This is a genomic window from Cellulomonas sp. NEAU-ZC6 (genome assembly GCF_056844425.1).
Genome location: NZ_JBXFYH010000003.1, coordinates 357,825 through 378,304 on the forward strand (window position 1 = coordinate 357,825; position 20,480 = coordinate 378,304).

Genomic DNA, 20,480 nt, shown 5'->3' on the forward strand with positions numbered 1-20,480 from the left:
CCCCAGTGCAGGCACGTCGGGTCGCAGTGGCTGCGTGCGGGCGAGACGGTGCCCAGCACGGCGCCGCCCGCGACCCGCTCGCCGGGCGCCACCGCGGCGTCGACCGGCTCGACCGAGCTGCGCAGCCCGTCGTCGTGCAGGACGGTCAGCACCGGCCGGTCGACGACCACGCCCGCGAACGTCACGGTCCCGGCGCGCGGGGCGCGGACCGGCGTGCCCACCGCCGCGGCCAGGTCGACGCCCCGGTGGCCGGCGAGCCAGGGCTGCGCCGGGCCGTCGAACGGCACCACGACCCTGACCGGGTCGACCGGGGCCAGCCACGGGTCGTGCAGCGGCGTCACCGCCCGGGCGCCCGGCTGCGCCGGCGGCTGCCCGGGCACCCCGACCAGCAGCGTGCCCAGCAGCGTGAGCGCGAGCCCCAGGACCGCCGCGCTCCGGGTCGCGGGGGCGGGCACGAGCGCGCGGAGGGCGGACGGGGCGGGGGAGGGCAGGCGCATGGCGTCACCGTGCCCCGCCCGGCGACCACGTCGGTCCGACGCCGATCCCGTCGTGGGGACGCAGTCGCCCCCGGTAGCCTGGGGGCCACCCGGTACCCGCCCCGCGCCCGGCGGCCACCCGCCTGCCGCAGCGGCCGGACGTGACCGCGCAGGGGCGAACCCGCCACGACGAGGTCCGGGGACCGTGCGCGCCGTCACGTCGCGTGCGTGCGGGGGCCGCACGGCGGTCCGGTAGACTCCTCCTTGCGACCGGTACGTGCCGGTCGACATCGCGCGTCATCACCGACGCCTCGCTCCCACCGGCCGCCCCGCGGTCACGGGCGCGCGGGGGAGGACCGACGCCGGCACTGGTCCGGGTTCGCCCGGCGTCGGCGTGGGTGTGGCGCCAGGGGTGCCACCCGACGTGGGCGGCGCCGACAACCGGACGAGCGGGTCCGCCCAGGCGGGCCCGCGATCAGTGCGCGCGCCCCCGCTGGGGTGCGCCGGAAGGACGTGCCATGGCCGTCGTGACCATGCGCCAGCTGCTCGAGAGCGGTGTCCACTTCGGGCACCAGACCCGCCGCTGGAACCCCAAGATGAAGCGCTTCATCTTCACCGAGCGCAACGGCATCTACATCGTCGACCTGCAGCAGTCGCTGTCCTACATCGACCGCGCGTACGACTTCGTCAAGGAGACGGTGGCCCACGGCGGCTCCATCCTCTTCGTCGGCACGAAGAAGCAGGCCCAGGAGCCGGTGGCCGAGCAGGCCGCCCGCGTCGGCATGCCCTACGTGAACCAGCGCTGGCTCGGTGGCATGCTCACCAACTTCCAGACGGTGAACAAGCGCCTGCAGCGCCTCAAGGAGCTCGAGCTCATCGACTTCGACGACGTCGCGGGCAGCGCCTTCACCAAGAAGGAGCTCCTCATCATGCGTCGCGAGAAGGACAAGCTCGCGAAGACGCTCGGCGGCATCCGGGACATGACCCGCACGCCGTCCGCGGTGTGGATCGTCGACACCAACAAGGAGCACCTGGCCGTCGACGAGGCGCGCAAGCTGGGTATCCCGATCGTCGCGATCCTCGACACCAACTGCGACCCGGACGTCGTCGACTACCCGATCCCGGGCAACGACGACGCGATCCGCGCCGTGCAGCTGCTGACCCGCGTGATCGCGGACGCCGCCGCCGAGGGCACCATGCAGCGCCACTCCGCCCGCCAGGGCGGCGGCCAGGGCACCGCCCCGGCCGAGGCCGAGCCGCTCGCCGAGTGGGAGCGCGAGCTCCTGGCCGGCGCCGAGGAGAGCCTGGCCTCCGACGCGACGCCCGAGTCCGCCGCCGTCGCCGCCGCTGCGGGCGACCCGGTCGCCCCCGCCGGCGAGGCCGGCCCGGCCGAGGGTGCTGCCACCCCGGGCCAGGACGCCGCTCCGGCCGTCGAGGCCGCTGCCGAGGCCGCTGCCACGGAGACCGCCGCCGCCGGGTCCGAGGGCGACGCCGAGTCCGAGTGACCCGGTCCGCCACTCACACGCACTGACGAGAAGGACGGAAGCACAGATGGCAAACCTGGCTGACATCAAGGCGCTGCGCGAGAAGACCGGCGCCGGCATGCTCGACGTCAAGAAGGCCCTCGAGGAGGCCGGCGGCGACGCCGACAAGGCCCTCGAGATCATCCGCGTCAAGGGCCTGAAGGGCGTCTCCAAGCGCGAGGGCCGCTCGGCCTCCGACGGCCTGGTCGCGGCCGAGGTCGTCACCGCCGCCGACGGCGAGGACGAGGTCGGCGTGATCGTCGAGGTGAACTCCGAGACGGACTTCGTCGCGAAGAACGCCACGTTCATCACGCTGTCGGAGAAGGTCCTCGCGACCGCCGTCGCCAGCGGCGCCCGCGACGCGGACGCGCTGCTGTCGGCCGAGACCGACGGCCGCGCCCTGCAGGAGATCGTCGACGAGACGGCCGCCACGCTCGGCGAGAAGGTCGTCGTGCGCCGCGTGGCCCGCGTCGCCGGCGAGAAGGTCACCGTCTACCTGCACAAGGTGAACAAGGACCTCCCCCCGCAGGTCGGCGTGCTCGTCGCGACCGACGCCAAGGGTGCCGAGGTGGCCCGCGACATCGCGACGCACATCGCCGCGTTCTCGCCCGCCTACCTCACGCGTGACGAGGTCCCGGCCGAGACGGTCGAGAACGAGCGTCGCATCGCCGAGGAGACGGCCCGCAACGAGGGCAAGCCCGAGGCCGCCCTCACGAAGATCGTCGAGGGTCGTCTGACCGGCTACTTCAAGGACGTCGTCCTGCTGGACCAGCCGTTCGCGAAGGACTCCAAGAAGTCCGTCGCGCAGGTGCTGGCCGAGGTCGGTGGCACGGTCACCGGCTTCGTGCGGTTCCGCGTCGGCGCCTGACGTCGCACCATCCGGTGGCCCCGGCCCGCAAGGGCCGGGGCCACCGGCGCGAGACCAGCTCGCACCCGACCCGCCGACGACCTGGAGGTTCCCCATGACGCACGAGACCCAGCCCCGGCGGGTGCTCCTCAAGCTCTCGGGGGAGGCGTTCGGCGGTGGCTCGATCGGCCTGGACGCCGGCGTGGTCCGCCGGGTCGCGGCCGAGATCAGCGCGGCGGTCGCCGAGGGCGTGCAGGTCGCGATCGTCTGCGGCGGCGGCAACTTCTTCCGCGGCGCCGAGCTGGCCCAGAACGGCCTCGACCGTGCGCGTGCCGACTACATGGGCATGCTGGGCACGGTCATGAACTGCCTCGCCCTCCAGGACTTCCTGGAGCAGGCCGGCGTGGACACGCGCGTGCAGACCGCCATCACGATGGGCCAGGTCGCCGAGCCGTACATCCCGCTGCGCGCCATCCGGCACATGGAGAAGGGCCGCGTCGTCATCTTCGGCGCCGGCGCCGGCATGCCGTACTTCTCCACCGACACCGTCTGCGTCCAGCGCGCCCTCGAGACGCACTGCGACGAGGTGCTGATGGGCAAGAACGGCGTGGACGGCGTCTACACCGCGGACCCGCGCACCGACCCCACCGCGACGAAGCTCGACCACCTCACCTACACGGAGGCCATCGTCCAGGAGCTCGGGGTCATGGACTCCACCGCCCTGTCGATGTGCCGGGACAACGGCGTGCGGATGCGCGTGTTCGGGCTCGAGGAGCCGGGCAACGTCACCCGCGTGCTCCGGGGTGAGAAGATCGGGACGCTGGTCACCGAGGACTGACATCCTCGGCGCGCCCGCGCGCAGCCGTCGCCCGCCCGTCAAGCACCCCAGCAGCACCTGACTGAAGGAGCCACCGTGATCGACGAGATCCTCCTCGAGGCCGAGGAGAAGATGGACAAGGCCGTCGAGGTCGCCAAGGAGGACTTCGCCGCGATCCGCACCGGTCGTGCCAACGCGGCGATGTTCAACAAGATCACCGTCGACTACTACGGCAGCCCCACCCCGCTGCAGCAGCTGGCGTCGTTCAACGTGACCGAGGCGCGCACGATCCTCATCACGCCGTTCGACAAGTCGGCGATGCAGGGCATCGAGAAGTCGCTGCGCGACTCCGACCTGGGCGTGAACCCGACCAACGACGGCAACGTCATCCGGGTGAGCCTGCCCGCGCTCACCACCGAGCGCCGCAAGGAGTTCGTGAAGCTGGCCAAGACGAAGGCCGAGGACGCGCGCGTCTCGCTGCGCAACGTCCGCCGCCGCGCCAAGGACGAGCTCGACCGCCTGGTCAAGGACGGCGAGGCCGGCGAGGACGAGGTCTCCCGCGCGGAGAAGGAGCTCGAGGGCGTCACCAAGCGGCACGTCGAGCTGGTCGACCAGCTGCTGTCGTCCAAGGAGAGCGAGCTGCTCGAGGTCTGATGTCGTCCCACCCCGCTGTCGCTCCGGCGCCGGGCACCTCGCGTGCCGGGCGTGACCTGCCCGTCGCCATCGCCGTCGGCCTGGCGCTGCTCGTCGCGGTCGCCCTGTCGCTGTTCGTCCGCAAGGAGGTGTTCGGCGCCATCGCGGTCCTCGCGGTCGGTGCCGGCCTCTGGGAGCTCGCGCAGGCGTTCGCGCGGCGCGGGGTCAGCATCCCGGTGCTGCCGCTGCTCGTCGGCGACGTCGGGATCCTCGTCTCCGCGTACGTCGCGGGAATGGAGGCGCTGTTCGTCGCGTTCGTCCTGACGGTCGGCGGCATCGTCGTCTGGCGCGTGCTGGACGGCAGCGGCCCCCGGGCGGTCCGGGACGCGACGGCCGGGGTGTTCTCGGCCGCGTACCTGCCGCTCATGGCGGGCTTCGTGATGCTGATGCTGGCGGCGGAGGACGGCGCGATGCGCGTCGCCCTCTTCATCCTGCTCTGCGTCGCGAACGACACCGGCGGGTACGTGGTCGGCGTCCTGATCGGCCGGCACCCGCTGGCGCCGTCGGTCAGCCCGAAGAAGACCTGGGAGGGCCTGCTCGGCTCGGTCGTCCTGGCGAGCGTGGTCGGCGTCCTGGGTGTGCACTTCATGCTGGACGGCGATCCCGCCCTCGGCGCCCTGCTCGGTGTCGCCACCGTGGCCGTGGCCACGCTGGGCGACCTGGGGGAGTCGATGATCAAGCGCGACCTGGAGCTCAAGGACATGGGCACGCTGCTCCCCGGCCACGGGGGCGTGCTCGACCGCATCGACTCGATGCTGCTGGCGGCGCCGGTCGTCTACCTGCTGCTCGAAGCGCTGCAGCCCGTCGCCGCCTGACCGCGGCACCCGTACCTGCTCGTCCCCATCCGACGCACCACCACGATCCCGAGGAGGACCGCGTGAGCGCCACGCCCGTCGCACTCAACCTGTCGGCCCCCACCCGCGGGGCCCGTGGCAAGCCGCCGAAGCACTTCGTCGACCTGACCCCCGAGGAGCGGGTCGAGGCCGTCACCGCGCTGGGGGAGAAGCCGCTGCGCGCCAAGCAGCTGGCGACCCACTACTTCAGCCACCTCACCGCCGACCCGGCGGCGATGACCGACCTGCCCGCGGCCTCCCGCGACAAGCTGGTCGAGGCGCTGTTCCCGCAACTGCTCACGGCGGCGCGCACGATGGAGGCGGACGGCGGCACCACCGTCAAGACGCTGTGGCACCTGTTCGACGGCGCCAAGGTCGAGTCCGTCCTCATGCGGTACGCGCACCGGTCGACGCTGTGCGTGTCCAGCCAGGCCGGCTGCGGCATGGCGTGCCCGTTCTGCGCTACCGGCCAGCTCGGCCTGACCCGCAACCTGTCGACGGCCGAGGTCGTCGAGCAGGTGCGCTCGGCCGCCGCCGCGCTGGTCGCCGGCGAGGTGCCCGGTGGCCCGACCCGGCTGTCCAACGTCGTGTTCATGGGCATGGGCGAGCCGCTCGCCAATTACAAGACCGTGATGGAGACCGTGCGCCGGCTCGTCGCGCCGGTGCCGCACGGCCTCGGCATGTCGGCCCGCAACATCACCGTGTCGACCGTCGGCCTGGTCCCCGCCATGCGCAAGCTGGCCAAGGAGGGCATCCCGGTCACGCTGGCGCTGTCCCTGCACGCCCCCGACGACGAGCTGCGCAACGAGCTCGTGCCGATCAACACCCGGTGGAGCGTCAAGGAGACGATCGACGCCGCCTACGAGTACTTCCAGACCACCGGCCGCCGGGTGTCCATCGAGTACGCGCTGATGAAGGACATCAACGACCAGGCGTGGCGCGCCGACCTGCTCGGCACCGAGCTCAACCGCCGGGGCCGCGGCTGGGTGCACTGCAACCCGATCCCGCTGAACCCGACGCCCGGGTCCAAGTGGACCGCGAGCGATCCCGCGGTCGAGGCCGAGTTCGTGGCACGCTTGCGCGCACACGGGATCCCGACCACCGTCCGGGACACCCGCGGCAGCGACATCGACGGTGCGTGCGGCCAGCTCGCCGCGGAGGAGGACGAGGGATGAGCAGCGGCGGCGTCATGTTCCGGAAGGTCACCGGGATGCGGACGGGCTACCACCCCGAGGAGGTCGACGACTTCTTCACGCACGCCCGCAGCGTGTACGAGCAGGGTCCCGCCGGTGCGCTGTCCAGCCGTGACGTCCGCACCGTGGCGTTCGACCTCGTGCGCCGCGGCTACTCGACCACCGCCGTGGACGCCGCCCTCGACCGCCTCGAGGCCGCCTTCGTCGCCCGCGCCCGCGCCGACTTCATCGCCGACAAGGGCCGCGAGGCCTGGATGGAGACCCTCGCCGAGCAGGCGCGGACGCTCTACGGGCGCCTGACCCGGCCGGACGGCGAGCGGTTCTCCCCGCCGAAGGGCCGGCAGGCCGGCTACGACGCCGCGGAGGTCGACGCCCTCTGCCACCGTCTCGTGGACTACTTCGACAAGAACGCCCCGCTCAGCGCGCAGGAGATCCGCTCCGCGGTGTTCGGGCGCAAGAAGGGTGCCGGCGCGTACGCCGAGGCGCCCGTCGACGCGTTCCTCGAGCGTGCCGTCGACGTGCTGCTCGCCGCGGAGTGACGCCGGCGCGACCCCGGACGGCCGCGGGTCGCTGACGCGAGCCGGCGTGCGGACTCGAGCCGTCCTCAGCCGTGCTCAGCCGAGCAGGCCGAGGTACCAGCCGGCGACCGGCTGCCCCACGGCGATCCCCGCGGACGCCCCGAGCAGCATCCACGGCCCGAACGGGATCCCGGACGTCCGACCCGCTCGGCCGGCGAGCAGCAGCGCCACGGAGAACAGCCCTCCCAGCCCGAACGCGGAGGACGCCCCGACGGCCAGCTGCCCCCAGCCGAACCACGCGAGCACCATCCCGAGCACCCCGGCCAGCTTCACGTCACCCAGGCCCATGCCCGTGGGCGACAGCGACGCCGCGACCAGGTAGAGCGCGAGCAAGCCGGCGCACCCGGCTCCCGCCCGCGGCAGCGCGCCCCAGTCCGATCCGCCGCCGGGGTTCCACGACGCGAGCGCGAGCAGCACGGCGAGCACCGGGTACGACGGCAGCACGATCGCGTCGGGCAGCCGGTGCAGGTCCAGGTCGATCAGGGTGAGGGCCACCGCGGCCGCCGTCAGGTACAGCACCGCCGGCAGCGCCCAGGACGTCCCCACCACCGCGGTCATGACGACGAAACCCGCTCCGGTGCCCGCCCGGGCGACCCGGTGCCGTCGCGTGATCGCCGGGGCCAGGGTCGCGCCGGACGGCAGCCGCCGGACGACGGCGCCGAGGGACGAGCCGACCGCCACGCCCAGGACGGCGGCGAGCGGCAGCAGGACGACCGGGACCGCCACGGCGGCCTCCTCACGCGGGACGACGGGGGAGAGCGGCCCGCGCAGCCGGGTGGGCGACCCGCTCGGGTCGGCGACGCTACCGGCGCCTCCGTGGCACCCAGCCGGGGCGTCGGGGACGGCCGGGCGTTGCGTAGGTGCTCGACGGCGTCCAGCGGGCAGGATGGGCCGGATGAACGCGCGCACCGTCGTCCTGCTCGGCTCCACCGGATCGATCGGCACCCAGGCCGCCGACGTCATCGCCCGGAACCCGGACCGGTTCCGGGTCACCGGCCTCAGCGCCGGGGGGTCGGACCCCGCCGCGCTGGCGCGGCAGGCGGTGGCGCTCGGCGCGCAGACGGTCGCGGTCGCGGACCCGGACGCGGCCGGCACCGTGTTCGCCGAGCTCGTGCGCGCCTCCGCCGACGCCGGGCTGCGGCAGATGGGCGTGGAGGTCCTGACCGGTCCGGACGCGGCGAGCCAGCTCGCCGCCCGGGGTGCCGACGTCGTGCTCAACGGCATCACCGGGTCGGTCGGCCTCGGCCCGACGCTCGCCGCGCTGGGCTCGGGGAGCACGCTCGCGCTCGCGAACAAGGAGTCCCTCGTCGCCGGCGGCCCGCTGGTCCGGGCCGCCGTGCAGCGCCCGGGTCAGGTGGTCCCGGTCGACTCGGAGCACTCCGCGATCGCGCAGGCGCTGCGGGGCGGCCGGCGCTCCGAGGTCCGCCGGCTCGTGCTCACCGCGTCGGGCGGCCCGTTCCGCGGCCGGACCCGTGCCGAGCTCGCCGACGTCACCGCCGAGCAGGCGCTGCAGCACCCGACCTGGTCGATGGGCCCGGTGGTCACGATCAACTCGGCCACGATGGTCAACAAGGGGCTGGAGCTGATCGAGGCGCACCTGCTGTTCGACGTCCCGGTCGACGACATCGCGGTCGTCGTGCACCCGCAGTCGGTCGTGCACTCGATGGTCGAGTTCGCCGACGGGTCCACGATCGCGCAGGCCTCGCCGCCCGACATGCGGCTGCCGATCGCGCTGGGCCTGTCGTGGCCGGACCGGCTGCCCGACGCGGTCCCGCCGGTCGACTGGACCGCGCCCGCGTCCTGGACGTTCGAGCCGCTGGACGAGGACACGTTCGGCGCGGTCGCGCTCGCGCGGGCCGCGGTGGCCGCCTCCCCGACGCACCCGGCCGTGTACAACGCGGCCAACGAGGAGGCGGTCGCGGCGTTCCTGGCCGGGCGGATCGGCTTCCTCGACGTCGTCGGGACCGTGGAGGAGGTGCTCGGCGAGCACGAGGGCGGCCCGGTGCGGGACGTCGCGGACGTGCACGCCGCGGAGGCGTGGGCCCGCGCCCGGGCGCGGGAGCGCGTGGCCGCGGCGGGGTGAGCCGAGCGGACCGGTCGCTCCCCCCGATCGACCCGGCTAGGGGCCGAGGTCCCTCACAGTGGCGACGAGGGCGCGCACCCTGGACCGGTCGCGGACCGCACGGCCGTGACGTCGAGCGAACCCAGGGAGGCGGCGTGGCGGCGACGTGCGTCTGCGACGAGAGGTGTCACACCTCGGGCCGACGGTGTTACAGTCGCGGCATGCCCACGACCAGGCCGCGGCACGCGATCACGGAGACGAGCGAGGTCGCGCACGCCCTGGACGTCGCTCGCCGACGGTGGCCGGGGCAGCCCGCGTCCCGGCTCCTGACGCACCTGATCGAGGTAGGCGGGCGCGTGGTCGAGGCCGAGGACGCCGGTGCGAAGGAGGAGCGTGAGCGTGCCGTGTCCGCGCTGACCGCCTTGTCCCCGCTCTACCCGCCCGGCTACCTCGACGAGGTGCGGGACGGGTGGCCGGCGTGATCGTCGCGGACGCGAACGTCATCATCGCGGCGTCGACGCCGGGGCACGTGCACCACGAACGAGCACGGAGGATCCTGCTCGACCACGGGGCGTCGGGTGTCGTGCTGCACACGCTCACGATGGCCGAGGTGCTGGTCGGCCCCGCCAGGTCCGGCCAGCAGGACGTGGCGCTGGCCGCGTTCGAGGCAGCGGGGATCCGCAGCTCGTCCGCCACCGACCCCGGTCCGGGTGCCCTCGCGCTCGTGCGGGCCTCCGCCGCGGTGCGGATGCCCGACGCGTGCGTGCTGGCGACCGCCGAGCACGTGCGGGCACCGCTCGCGACCTTCGACGCCCGGCTCGCTCGGGAGGCCGGAGCACGCGGCACGACGGTCATCGGCCTCTCGGGCTGACGCCTCGCTCGACGGGCGACGGGCGTGCGGCCCCGTGGTGCGGGCTCAGCCCTCGCCCCGCCGCGCCAGCCGGCTCGGCCGCCCCGTCAGCCGCTCCTCCGCGTCCGCCAGCCCCGGGAGCGCCGAGCGCACCGCCGTCCGCGCGCGCCCGAGCGGTCCTGCCGTCGCCGGCCCGTCCACGCGCGGCAGCCGGGTCAGCGCCGAGTCCGTCCCCGTCAGCAGGTCGGCGAGCGTCCGGCCCGCGAGGTTGGCCGCGACCACCCCGTCGTCGCCGTGCCCGTCGGCCCAGGCGATGCCGGTGCCCGGGTCCAGCCCCAGGGCGAGCCGCCCGTCGTCCACCGGGCTCGCGACGCCGCCCCAGGCGTGCGTGACGGCGGCCCCGGAGGTCGCGGGGAGCAGGTCGGCCAGCGCCGCCCGCAGCCGCCGGGTCGCGCGGGGGTCCTGGTCGCCGGCCGCGCCCACCCGGCCGCTGAGCACGAGCCGGTCGTCGGCGGTCCGCACGGCGTGCACCGGGCGGTGCGCCGCGTCGGCGAGCGTCCGCCCGCGGTCCAGCCCCACGGCCTGCCAGACGTCGGCCGGGAGCGGCGCGGTCGCGATGGCGTGCACCCGGCCGGCGGGCACCGGTCGTCGCAGGTCCGTGCCGCCTGCCCCCGTGGTCACCACGACCGACCGTGCCCGCACCGTGCCCTGGTCGGTGACGAGCGCGCGCGGGGACACCCGCAGCGCGCGCGTGCGCTCGGCCAGCCGGCCACCACGGGCGGTCACCACCTCGACCAGGCCGCGCACCAGCCGGACCGGCTGCACGCGGGCGGCGTCCGCCGTGAATGCCCCGCCGAGCACGTCGTCGCCCGGCGGCTCGGACCCGCCGAGGTGCTCCACGACCCGGTCCGGGGTCAGCAGCTCCACCTCGTCGTCCCAGGCGCGGGCGGCGGCCGCGTGCTGCCGCAGCCGGGCGAGCTGGGCGGGCGTGCGCGCCACGGTGACCAGGCCGCCGACCGCGAGGTCGCAGTCGATCAGCTCCGCCGCCGCGACGCCCCCGACCTCGACCACCGCGTCCCGGAGCGCGGCACGCAGCGCGCGGGCGGCGGCCGGGCCGTGCAGGGCGGCGACCCGGTCGGCGGCGGCGGGCGACCCGGAGGAGGCCCAGCCGCCGGTGCGCCCGCTCGCCCCGTGGCCGGCCACGGCGGCGTCGACCACCAGGACGTCCAGCGCCGGGTCGGCCTCCAGCAGGTAGTACGCCGTCCAGAGCCCGGTCAGCCCGGCACCCACCACGACGACGTCGGCGGTGGTGTCGCCGTCCAGCGGGTCCCGCGGCGGCAGGGGCGTGTCGGCCTCGGCCTGGTCGAACCACAGCGAGACGGGCCGGACCCCGCCCCCGGAGGTCCACGCCACGGTCGTCGTCCCGTCGGGCCCCGCCCCGTCGAGCCCCGTGCCCTCGCCCGTCGTGCCGCTCACCCGGGTCCACCCTCCGCTCGGCCTGCGCCGATCGTGGGTGATCGCGCGGGCGGACGCAAGGTGGCCCTGGGTGGCCCTGGGTGGCCCAGGACGGCGCAGGGCGGCCCGGCGCGGTGCCGGGCGGCGGTGCGCCGGCGGTGCCGGGTGCGGCGGAGCGACCGGGTGAAGCCGTCCCGCACGGGGTGTCCGGGCGCGGCGCGGGAGGTACGTTCGGCGGACCATCCCGCCGCTGATCGTGAGGCGCCGTGCCAGCCCCGTCCCCGCCGCACCGGGACCTGCCCGTGGCCCGCCGGGCAGGCGATCCGACGCTGAGCCTGATCCGCCGGGTGCTGCTGGCGTGCCTGCTCGGCGGTGCGGTCGCCATCGTCGCCGTGGCGGTGCTGCGGTGGGACGACGTGCTGCTGCGCGTGGCGTCGCCGCTGCTGCTGGTCGTCGTGCTGCTGTTCGCGTGGCTGGTGCTGCGGCGCCCGCAGGCCACCGTGGCGGTGTCCCGGGTGGTGCTGACCGGGTTCGACGTGCTGTGGCTGGTCACCCTCGCCAGCAGGCTGCTGACCGGGGACGGCTGGGCGGCGCTGTTCCCGACGACGTTCATGGGCCTCGCGCTGTTCGTCGTGATCGGGTACCTGGTCTACCCGAACCGGTTCGCGGTGCTGCACGCCGGGGTGGTGGTCGGTGCGACGGTCGCGGTGGGCACCGCCGGGCTGCTGCTGGGCCCGTCGGACGGCGACACCGCCGACCACCTCGTCGACCTGGTGCGGTACGCCGTCTACCTGGCGGTGCTCGCGGCGCTGGTGTGGGTGCTCTCGCGGACCAAGGAGCACGCGACGCGGGCGTTCCTGGCCGCCGAGCACGCGAGCGCGGAGGCCGCGTCGATGCGCGAGATGGCGTACACCGACGCCCTCACCGGGGCCGCCAACCGCCGCCGCCTCGAGGACGAGCTGGCCTACCAGGCGCGCGTCGTGGGCTCCGGCCTCGACGTCGCGCTGGTGTACCTGGACCTCGACCGGTTCAAGGCGGTCAACGACGTGCACGGGCACCCGGTGGGGGACCGGGTGCTCGTCGCGGTGGCCCGGGCGCTGGAGCAGCACGTGCGGTCCGGCGACCTGGTGGCGCGCCTGGGGGGCGAGGAGTTCCTCGTGGTCGCGCCCGGGCTGACGCCGGAGGACGCCGGGGCGCTCGCGGAGCGGTTGCGGGCGGCCGTCCCCGTGGCCGTCCGGGCGGAGGCGCCCGTCGACGTGACGGCGAGCCTCGGGGTCATCGCCCTGCGGTCGGCCGAGGACCCGGACGCCGCGATCGGGCGCGTGGACGCGCTGATGTACCGCGCGAAGCGCGCCGGCCGGGACCGGGTCGAGGTGGACACCGACGGCCGTGCGGGTGACGTCCAGCCCGCGTCCAGGCTGACGGGGCAGGATGAGGGGTCGGGCGTCCCGCGCTGAGGTCGCCCGCGCACCACCCCCGCAGCCGCAGCGACCTGGACGGAGCACCCCCTTGGCCTACGCGATCGGCGTCGTCGTGCTCGTGGTGGGCATCCTGGTGTCCATCGCGCTGCACGAGGTCGGCCACATGGTCCCCGCCAAGAAGTTCGGCGTGCGGGTCAGCCAGTACTTCGTCGGGTTCGGGCCGACCCTGTGGTCCCGCACCCGGGGCGAGACCGAGTACGGCGTCAAGGCGATCCCGCTCGGCGGCTACGTGCGGCTGATCGGCATGTACCCGACGCCGGACGCCGTCGGCAACCCGCCGACGACGGGCTTCTTCAGCCGGATCGCCGCCGACGCCCGCGAGGTCAGCGCCGAGGAGATCCGTCCCGGCGAGGACCACCGCGCGTTCTACCGGCTCTCCACGCCCAAGAAGCTGGTCGTCATGCTCGGCGGGCCGGTGATGAACCTGCTGATCGCGGTCGTGCTGCTCGCGGTGGTCTTCATCGGCATCGGCACGCCCGGGTCGAGCACCACCCTGTCCGCGGTCAGCCAGTGCGTGCTGCCCGCGAGCTCCACGTCCACCGAGTGCTCGGCCGACGACCCCGCCGCCCCCGGTGCCGCCGCGGGCCTCGAGCCCGGGGACACCGTGGTCGCCTACGACGGCGTCGAGGTCGAGTCGTGGGAGCAGCTCAGCGGGATGATCCGCGGGACCGGGGAGGAGGCCGTCCCGGTCGTCGTCGAGCGCGACGGCGAGCGCCTCGAGCTGTCCGTCACCCCCGTGGTCGCGGAGCGGCCCGTCACGGACGACGACGGCGCCGTGGTCCTCGACGAGGCCGGTGACCCCGTCACGACCGAGGTGGGGTTCCTCGGCATCAGCCCCGGCACCGAGCTGCAGCGCCAGCCCGTCTCCGAGATCGTCACGGTGACCGCGGACGCCGTCTGGCAGACCGGCAGGGCCGTCGTGACCCTGCCCGCCAACCTGGTCGGCATCGCCCAGAGCGCGTTCGGCGACGCCGAGCGCGACCCGAACGGCGTGCTCGGCCCCGTCGGCGTGGTCCGCCTGGCCGGCGACGTGGCGTCCGCCGACGCCGCGGGGCTCGGCATCACGGAGCGGGTCGCCTCGATGCTGAGCATCCTGGCGTCGCTGAACATCGCGCTGTTCGTGTTCAACCTGATCCCGCTGGTGCCGCTCGACGGCGGGCACGTCGCGGCCGCGCTCTGGGAGGGGCTGAAGCGCCAGGTCGCGCGCCTGCGCGGGCTGCCGCGCCCCCGGCCGGCCGACGCCGCGCGGCTGCAGCCGCTGGCGCTCGCGGTGTTCGTCGTGCTCGGCGGGATGGGGCTCCTGCTCGCGTACGCCGACGTCGTCGCGCCGATCTCGCTCGGCTGACGCGACGCTCCGGCGCGCGGCCGGGTGCGACGCGCCCGGCGGTGCGATGATGACCTGTGTGAGCACCCCCATCAGCCTCGGCATGCCGGAGGCACCCGCGCCGGTGCTGGCGCCGCGGCGGCCGACCCGCAAGATCCGCGTGGGCAAGGTCGAGGTCGGGGGCGACGCGCCGGTCAGCGTGCAGTCGATGACCACGACCCTGACCTCCGACGTCAACGCGACGCTGCAGCAGATCGCCGAGCTGACCGCCGCGGGCTGCGACATCGTCCGGGTCGCGGTCCCCACGCAGGACGACGCCGACGCGCTGCCCGCCATCGCACGCAAGTCGCAGATCCCCGTGATCGCCGACATCCACTTCCAGCCCCGCTACGTGTTCGCCGCCATCGAGGCGGGCTGCGCCGCCGTGCGGGTCAACCCCGGCAACATCCGCAAGTTCGACGACCAGGTCAAGGAGATCGCGCGCGCCGCCTCCGACGCCGGGGTCTCCCTGCGGATCGGCGTCAACGCCGGCTCCCTCGACCCGCGGCTGCTCGCGAAGCACGGCAGGGCGACCCCGGAGGCGCTCGTGGAGTCCGCCGTCTGGGAGGCGTCGCTGTTCGAGGAGCACGACTTCCACGACTTCAAGATCTCGGTCAAGCACAACGACCCGGTCGTCATGGTGCGCGCCTACGAGCTGCTGTCCGAGGCCGGCGACTGGCCGCTGCACCTCGGCGTCACCGAGGCGGGGCCCGCGTTCCAGGGCACCATCAAGTCCGCCACCGCCTTCGGAGCGCTGCTGAGCAAGGGCATCGGCGACACCATCCGCGTGTCCCTGTCCGCGCCGCCGGTCGAGGAGGTCAAGGTCGGGATCCAGATCCTGCAGTCCCTGAACCTGCGGCCCCGCAAGCTCGAGATCGTGTCCTGCCCGTCCTGCGGCCGGGCCCAGGTCGACGTCTACTCCCTGGCGGAGCGGGTCACCGCCGGGCTCGAGGGCCTGGAGGTCCCGCTGCGGGTCGCCGTCATGGGCTGCGTCGTCAACGGGCCGGGGGAGGCGCGCGAGGCCGACCTCGGCGTGGCGTCCGGGAACGGCAAGGGCCAGATCTTCGTGCGCGGCGAGGTCGTCCGCACGGTGCCCGAGTCGGCGATCGTGGAGACCCTGATCGACGAGGCGATGCGGATCGCCGACAGCATGACGGCGGCGGACCGCACGCCCGGCGCCGGCGGCCCCGTGGTCACGGTCGGCTGACCGCCGTGCGCGGGGTGCGGGACGGGCTGGCCGGCGGGGACCTGCGGATCGGCCCCGGCGTCGGCCGGGTGCTGGGCGAGGACGAGCTGCCGCAGGCCCTCGAGGTGTGCGCGCGGGACGCCGTCGCCGCCGTGCTGGCCACCACCCGGCTCGAGCAGGCGCGGTTCGTCGGCCTGCACCGCGTGAGCGGGCAGGTCTGGGGCTACGAGGTCGACGGGACGCTGGTCGCGGTCTGCTGGGCGGGCGCCAACCTGGTCCCGGTCGCGCCCGACGCCGAGCACCGGGCCGGCGCCCTCGACGCGTTCGCCGCCTTCGGCCGCGCCCAGGGCCGCCGGTGCTCCTCCGTGGTCGGCGACGCGGCGGCCGTGCTGCCGCTGTGGGAGCGGCTCGCGCCCGCGTGGGGACCGGTCCGCGAGGTGCGCGAGGACCAGCCGTCCATGGTCATCGACCACGACCCGGCGGTCGCGCCCGACCCGGGCGTGCGGTACTCCGTGCCCGAGGAGTACGACCTCGTGCTGCCGGCGTGCGTCCGGATGTTCACCGAGGAGGTCGGCTACTCACCGATCGGCGGCACCGGCGGCGCGTACGAGGCGCGGGTACGCTCGCTCGTGCGGGAGGGCCGGTCGTTCGTCCGCGTCGAGCCCGACGACGACGGCCGGCCGCAGGTGGTGTTCAAGGCCGAGCTCGGCGCCGTCGCCGGAGGTGTCGCGCAGGTGCAGGGCGTCTGGGTCGACCCGGTGCGCCGCGGCGAGCGCCTGTCCGAGGGCGGGATGGCGGCCGTCGTCGCGCACACCCGGCACGACGTGGCGCCCGTGGTGAGCCTCTACGCCAACCACTACAACGAGCGGGCGCTGGCGGCGTACCGCGCCGTGGGCTTCCGCCAGGTCGGCACCTACGCGACGGTCCTCTTCTAGCCGGTTCCGGGCGCCGAGCGGGCAGCAGACGTCCCCTCGTACGGCCCCGAGGCGACGTCTGCTGCCCGCTCGGCGTGCCGCTCAGGGGGCGGGGGCGGTCGGGGTCGCCGTGGCGTCGCCCGGGAGCGGCTGGTCCGCGGCGAGGGCCGCCCACAGGGCGTCCGCCTCGGCGGTCCAGACCACGCGCGCCTCGTCCTGCGGGGCGGTCGTGACCGGGACCGTCACCGGGCTGAGCGTGGCCGGGTCGACGTCACGCAGCGTCAGCGCCAGGCCGGCGAGGTCCCGGACGCCGGCGAGGCCCTCGCTGATCGACAGCGAGCGGGTGACGCTGGTCAGCACGGGCATCAGCGTGCCCGGGTCGGCGAGCAGCTTCGCGCTCTGCACCTGGGCGGCGAGGGCGTCGATCAGCTGCTGCTGGCGCTCGATGCGCGCCAGGTCGGAGCCCAGCTCCAGCCCGTTGCCGGTGCCGGTGCGGGCGCGCAGGAAGGCGAGGGCGGTGGTGCCGTCGAAGGTCTGCGGCCCCGCCGGGACGTGCAGGCCGGCCTTGGGGGAGTCCATCGCCTCGGGCAGGTCCATCGGCACGCCGCCCAGGGCGTCGATGACGTCGCGGACGCCGTCCATCTTCACGACGATGCTCTCGTCGGTGCGCAGCCCCGTGTTCTGCTCGAACGTCAGCCGGGTGCACGCGGCGGCCGCGGCGAGGTTGTCGGTGCTGCCCGCGCCGATCGAGAACGCCTCGTTGAACATGTGGTCCGTGCGGGGCTCCGTGGTCGTGCCGTCCTCGAGCGTGCAGGACGGGATGTCGACCAGCGAGTCCCGGGGAACCGACACCAGGTCGACCCGGGCGCGGTCCGCGGACAGGTGCACGAGCACGGTGGTGTCCGAGCGCATGCCGTCCGTCTCGCCCGCCAGGTCGACGTTCTCGCCGTCCCGGCTGTCCGTGCCCATCACGAGGATGTTCAGCGGCCGGCCGGCGTAGCCGTCGGTCGGCGGCTCCTCCTGCGCGGGCCGGTCGTCGCCGAGGAACTGGTCGACGTCGGCGCTCTCGATCCCGTTCTGCACCTGGGCGTACAGGGCGGCGGCGCCCGTGGTGCCGCTGAGCGCGAGCACGCCGACGGTGAGCGCGGCGGTCCGGGCGACGCGCCGGCCGGCTCGGGTGCGGCGGGCGTGCCGCACGGGGCGGCGGACGGCGCGCGTCCGCCGGGCGGCGCGGGTGGTCTCGGGCATCCCCCCACGGTAGGGAGGCCGTGGTCGGTTCGCGCGCCGCCCCCGTGCAGCCTGTGGCCGGATCGTGTGCCCGACTCGTGAAGCCGGGCGCGCCGGCCCGGCCCGGCCCGTACCGGCTCGGGTCGTACCGGCTCAGCGCAGCAGCCGGGACATCCGCCGGTCGGCCAGCGGCGTGCCGCCGGTCTGGCAGGTCGGGCAGTACTGCAGCGAGGAGTCGGCGAACGACACCTCGTGCACGGTGTCCCCGCAGGGCACGCCGTCCCAGCCGGGGCAGGGCTCGCCGGTCCGGCCGTGCACCCGCATCCCGCGGCGCTTGGCGTCCTTGAGCTCGGCCGCCGGCCGGCCGGCGGCGGCGGTGATCGCCTCGCGCAGCACGCCGAGGGTGGCGGCGTGCAGCCGCTCGACCCTGTCGGCGTCGAAGGACCGGGTCAGGGCGAACGGGCTGGTGCGCGCCACGAGCAGGATCTCGTCCGAGTAGGCGTTCCCGATGCCGGCGATGGTGTGCTGGTCGCGCAGCAGCCCCTTGATCTGCTGGTTCTTCGCCGCCATGAGCTCCCCGAGCCGCTCGGGGGTGAACTCGGCCGACAGCGGCTCGACGCCGAGGGTGGCGATCGGCGGCACCTCGGCGGGGTCGGCCACGACGTGCACGGCGAGCCGCTTGCGGGTGCCGGCCTCGGTCAGGTCGAACCCGGAGCCGTCGTCGAGCCGCACCCGCAGGGCGAGCGGGGACTTCCCGGGCCGGACCGGCGTGGGGGACAGGGCGTCGGACCAGCGCAGCCACCCCGCGCGCGCCAGGTGGAAGACGAGGTGCAGCGGCGCCCCGCCGCCCGCGGGCTCGACGCCCAGGTCCAGCCACTTGCCGTGCCGGTCGGCGGACACGACGGTCCCGCCCGCCAGGTCCGCGGGTGCCGGGCGGAACGTCTTGAGCGCGCTGATGGCGCCCACCTCGACCCCGGCGACGGTGCGGCCGACGGCGCGCTCGCGCAGGAAGACGGCCAGGGACTCGACCTCGGGCAGCTCCGGCATGCCCCCCATCGTGGCCTACGCGTCCGACAGCCGCCCGGGCCGCACTAGGCTGCCGCCCATGCTCCTACGCCTGTCCACGCTGTTCGTCCGCACCCTGCGCGAGGACCCGGCCGACGCGGAGGTGGCCAGCCACAAGCTGCTCGTCCGCGCGGGCTACATCCGCCGCGCCGCCCCCGGCATCTACACCTGGCTGCCGCTGGGCCTGCGGGTGCTGGCCAAGGTCGAGGCCGTCGTCCGCGAGGAGATGGCCGCCGCGGGCGCGCAGGAGGTGCACTTCCCGGCGCTGCTGCCGCGCGAGCCGTACGAGGCGACGGGCCGCTGGACGGAGTACGGGCCGAACCTGTTCCGGCTGCAGGACCGCCGCGAGAACGACTACCTGCTCGCGCCGACGCACGAGGAGATGTTCACGCTCCTGGTCAAGGACCTGTACTCGTCGTACAAGGACCTGCCGCTGACGCTGTTCCAGGTGCAGACCAAGTACCGCGACGAGGCCCGCCCGCGCGCGGGTCTGATCCGCGGGCGCGAGTTCATCATGAAGGACGCGTACTCGTTCGACATCGACGACGAGGGCCTGGAGGCGTCCTACCAGGCGCAGCGCGCCGCGTACCAGCGGATCTTCGAGCGCCTCGGCCTCGAGTACGTGATCGTGGCGGCGACGTCCGGCGCGATGGGCGGCTCGCGGTCCGAGGAGTTCCTCAACCCGACCGCGATCGGCGAGGACACGTTCGTGCGGTCGCCCGGCGGCTACGCGGCGAACGTCGAGGCCGTCACCACGGTCGTCCCGGACGCGCTGCCGTTCGACGACGCCCCGGCCGCGCACGTCGAGGACACCCCGGACACCCCGACCATCGACACCCTGGTGGCCGTGGCGAACGAGCGGTTCCCGCGCCCGGACCGCGCCTGGACGGCGGCGGACACGCTGAAGAACGTCGTGCTCGCGCTCGTGCAGCCGACGGGGGAGCGGGAGCTGCTGGTCGTCGGCCTGCCGGGCGACCGCGAGGTCGACCTCAAGCGCCTCGAGGCCGCGGTCGCGCCGGCCGAGGTCGAGCCGGCCGTCGAGGCCGACTTCGCCGCGCACCCCGAGCTGGTGAAGGGCTACATCGGCCCCGGCGCCGTCGGCCCGAACGTCGACGGCCTGGCGCTGGACGACGAGGCCCGGACCGCGATCCGGTTCCTGCTGGACCCGCGCGTGGTGCCGGGCACCCGGTGGATCACCGGCGCGAACGCCCACGGCAAGCACGTCTTCGACCTGGTCGCGGGCCGCGACTTCACGGCCGACGGCACCGTCGAGGCCGCCGAGGTGCGCGCCGGCGACGAGGCGCCCGACGGCTCGGGCCCGCTCGAGCTCGCCCGCGGGATCGAGATCGGCCACATCTTCCAGCTCGGCCGCAAGTACGCCCAGGCGCTCGGGCTGACGGTGCTGGACCAGAACGGCAAGACGCAGGTCGTCACGATGGGCTCGTACGGCATCGGCGTGACCCGCGTGCTCGCGGCCCTGGCCGAGGCGAACAACGACGAGAAGGGCCTCGCCTGGCCCGCGGGGGTCGCCCCGGCCCTCGTGCACGTCGTCGCCACCGGCAAGGACGCGGCGGTGTTCGAGGCCGCCGAGTCACTGGCGCAGACGCTGGACGCGCGCGGCATCGAGGTCCTGTACGACGACCGCCCGAAGGTGTCGCCCGGCGTGAAGTTCGCCGACGCGGAGCTGCTGGGCGTGCCGCTGACGGTCGTCGTCGGGCGCGGTCTGGCGGACGGCGTGGTCGAGGTGCGGCCGCGCGTCGCCGTCGAGGGCGGTCCGCAGGCGGCGCAGGTGCCGGTGGCCGAGGCCGCCGACCGCGTCGCCGAGCTGGTGGACGCGCTGCTGGGCTGACGCGGCACGACCCCTGGGCGGGGTCGGGCAGCAGATCGAGGGGGTGACCGGTGGCCGGTCACCCCCTC

The 20,480-nt window shown here is 75.0% G+C and carries 19 protein-coding genes and 1 pseudogene; 15 read left to right on the forward strand and 5 right to left on the reverse strand.

All coding sequences use genetic code 11. The features are described 5' to 3' along the window. Positions 1-29: 29 nt before the first annotated feature. Positions 30-767: pseudogene (locus tag AC1050_RS15210) on the reverse strand (M23 family metallopeptidase); the annotation flags it as partial. Positions 768-994: 227 nt separating this feature from the next. Between AC1050_RS15210 and rpsB the strand changes: the two are divergent. From rpsB to AC1050_RS15245, 7 genes are all read left to right on the forward strand, one after another. Next, a complete protein-coding gene (rpsB, locus tag AC1050_RS15215) occupies positions 995-1,981 on the forward strand; it encodes a 30S ribosomal protein S2 (protein WP_482388244.1) in 987 nt (328 codons plus the stop codon). Positions 1,982-2,027: 46 nt separating this feature from the next. Beyond that, on the forward strand, positions 2,028-2,867 hold the full coding sequence (gene tsf / locus AC1050_RS15220) for a translation elongation factor Ts (RefSeq protein WP_482388245.1): 840 nt from the start codon (positions 2,028-2,030) through the stop codon (positions 2,865-2,867). 94 nt (positions 2,868-2,961) lie between these two features. Beyond that, positions 2,962-3,684: a UMP kinase gene (pyrH, locus tag AC1050_RS15225; RefSeq protein ID WP_482388246.1), complete on the forward strand. Its 723-nt coding sequence runs from the start codon at positions 2,962-2,964 to the stop codon at positions 3,682-3,684. A 75-nt stretch (positions 3,685-3,759) separates the two neighbouring features. Continuing rightward, on the forward strand, positions 3,760-4,317 hold the full coding sequence (gene frr / locus AC1050_RS15230) for a ribosome recycling factor (protein ID WP_482388247.1): 558 nt from the start codon (positions 3,760-3,762) through the stop codon (positions 4,315-4,317). After that, positions 4,317-5,171, forward strand: coding sequence for a phosphatidate cytidylyltransferase (locus AC1050_RS15235; protein WP_482388248.1), 855 nt, complete (start codon positions 4,317-4,319; stop codon positions 5,169-5,171). The genes frr and AC1050_RS15235 overlap by 1 nt, the downstream gene beginning before the upstream one ends. Positions 5,172-5,233: 62 nt before the next feature. Beyond that, positions 5,234-6,364: a dual-specificity RNA methyltransferase RlmN gene (gene rlmN, locus AC1050_RS15240; protein WP_482388249.1), complete on the forward strand. Its 1,131-nt coding sequence runs from the start codon at positions 5,234-5,236 to the stop codon at positions 6,362-6,364. Beyond that, a complete protein-coding gene (locus AC1050_RS15245) occupies positions 6,361-6,921 on the forward strand; it encodes a DivIVA domain-containing protein (RefSeq protein ID WP_482388250.1) in 561 nt (186 codons plus the stop codon). Before rlmN ends, AC1050_RS15245 begins: the two co-directional genes overlap by 4 nt. A 75-nt stretch (positions 6,922-6,996) precedes the next feature. Here the strand turns inward: AC1050_RS15245 and AC1050_RS15250 are convergent, their stop codons facing one another. Beyond that, on the reverse strand, positions 6,997-7,686 hold the full coding sequence (locus AC1050_RS15250; RefSeq protein ID WP_482388251.1) for a prepilin peptidase: 690 nt from the start codon (positions 7,684-7,686) through the stop codon (positions 6,997-6,999). Between the two features lie 169 nt (positions 7,687-7,855). Here AC1050_RS15250 and dxr point away from each other — a divergent pair, with 169 nt between their 5' ends. From dxr to AC1050_RS15265, 3 genes are all read left to right on the forward strand, one after another. Further along, positions 7,856-9,043 (forward strand): 1-deoxy-D-xylulose-5-phosphate reductoisomerase, encoded by a 1,188-nt coding sequence (gene dxr / locus AC1050_RS15255; RefSeq protein ID WP_482388252.1) that lies wholly within the window; start codon positions 7,856-7,858, stop codon positions 9,041-9,043. Positions 9,044-9,243: 200 nt separating this feature from the next. Further along, the gene (locus AC1050_RS15260) at positions 9,244-9,504 is read left to right on the forward strand and encodes a hypothetical protein (protein WP_482388253.1); all 261 of its coding nucleotides are present in this window, start codon (positions 9,244-9,246) and stop codon (positions 9,502-9,504) included. Further along, complete coding sequence (locus tag AC1050_RS15265) at positions 9,492-9,893, forward strand: type II toxin-antitoxin system VapC family toxin (RefSeq protein WP_482388254.1); 402 nt, start codon at positions 9,492-9,494, stop codon at positions 9,891-9,893. The genes AC1050_RS15260 and AC1050_RS15265 overlap by 13 nt, the downstream gene beginning before the upstream one ends. A 45-nt stretch (positions 9,894-9,938) precedes the next feature. Here AC1050_RS15265 and AC1050_RS15270 read toward each other — a convergent pair whose 3' ends face one another. Next, on the reverse strand, positions 9,939-11,348 hold the full coding sequence (locus tag AC1050_RS15270; protein WP_482388255.1) for an NAD(P)/FAD-dependent oxidoreductase: 1,410 nt from the start codon (positions 11,346-11,348) through the stop codon (positions 9,939-9,941). Between the two features lie 245 nt (positions 11,349-11,593). Between AC1050_RS15270 and AC1050_RS15275 the strand changes: the two genes are divergently transcribed. Genes AC1050_RS15275 through AC1050_RS15290 form a run of 4 tightly spaced genes read left to right on the forward strand, consistent with a single transcriptional unit; the run spans position 11,594 to position 16,292 of the window. Then, a complete protein-coding gene (locus AC1050_RS15275) occupies positions 11,594-12,784 on the forward strand; it encodes a GGDEF domain-containing protein (protein WP_482388256.1) in 1,191 nt (396 codons plus the stop codon). A gap of 52 nt (positions 12,785-12,836) precedes the next feature. Beyond that, complete coding sequence (locus tag AC1050_RS15280; RefSeq protein WP_482388257.1) at positions 12,837-14,153, forward strand: M50 family metallopeptidase; 1,317 nt, start codon at positions 12,837-12,839, stop codon at positions 14,151-14,153. A gap of 49 nt (positions 14,154-14,202) precedes the next feature. Continuing rightward, entirely contained in the window at positions 14,203-15,378 is a 1,176-nt protein-coding gene (gene ispG, locus AC1050_RS15285) for a flavodoxin-dependent (E)-4-hydroxy-3-methylbut-2-enyl-diphosphate synthase (protein WP_482388258.1), read from the forward strand. Positions 15,379-15,392: 14 nt separating this feature from the next. Then, the gene (locus AC1050_RS15290; protein ID WP_482388405.1) at positions 15,393-16,292 is read left to right on the forward strand and encodes a GNAT family N-acetyltransferase; all 900 of its coding nucleotides are present in this window, start codon (positions 15,393-15,395) and stop codon (positions 16,290-16,292) included. Between the two features lie 81 nt (positions 16,293-16,373). Here AC1050_RS15290 and AC1050_RS15295 read toward each other — a convergent pair whose 3' ends face one another. Together AC1050_RS15295 and AC1050_RS15300 are read right to left on the reverse strand one after the other, a co-directional pair. Then, positions 16,374-17,519, reverse strand: coding sequence for an LCP family protein (locus tag AC1050_RS15295; RefSeq protein ID WP_482388259.1), 1,146 nt, complete (start codon positions 17,517-17,519; stop codon positions 16,374-16,376). Between the two features lie 132 nt (positions 17,520-17,651). After that, positions 17,652-18,545, reverse strand: coding sequence for an Fpg/Nei family DNA glycosylase (locus tag AC1050_RS15300; protein ID WP_482388260.1), 894 nt, complete (start codon positions 18,543-18,545; stop codon positions 17,652-17,654). Positions 18,546-18,603: 58 nt separating this feature from the next. Here AC1050_RS15300 and AC1050_RS15305 point away from each other — a divergent pair, with 58 nt between their 5' ends. Further along, positions 18,604-20,412: a proline--tRNA ligase gene (locus AC1050_RS15305; protein WP_482388261.1), complete on the forward strand. Its 1,809-nt coding sequence runs from the start codon at positions 18,604-18,606 to the stop codon at positions 20,410-20,412. Positions 20,413-20,480: the final 68 nt, after the last annotated feature.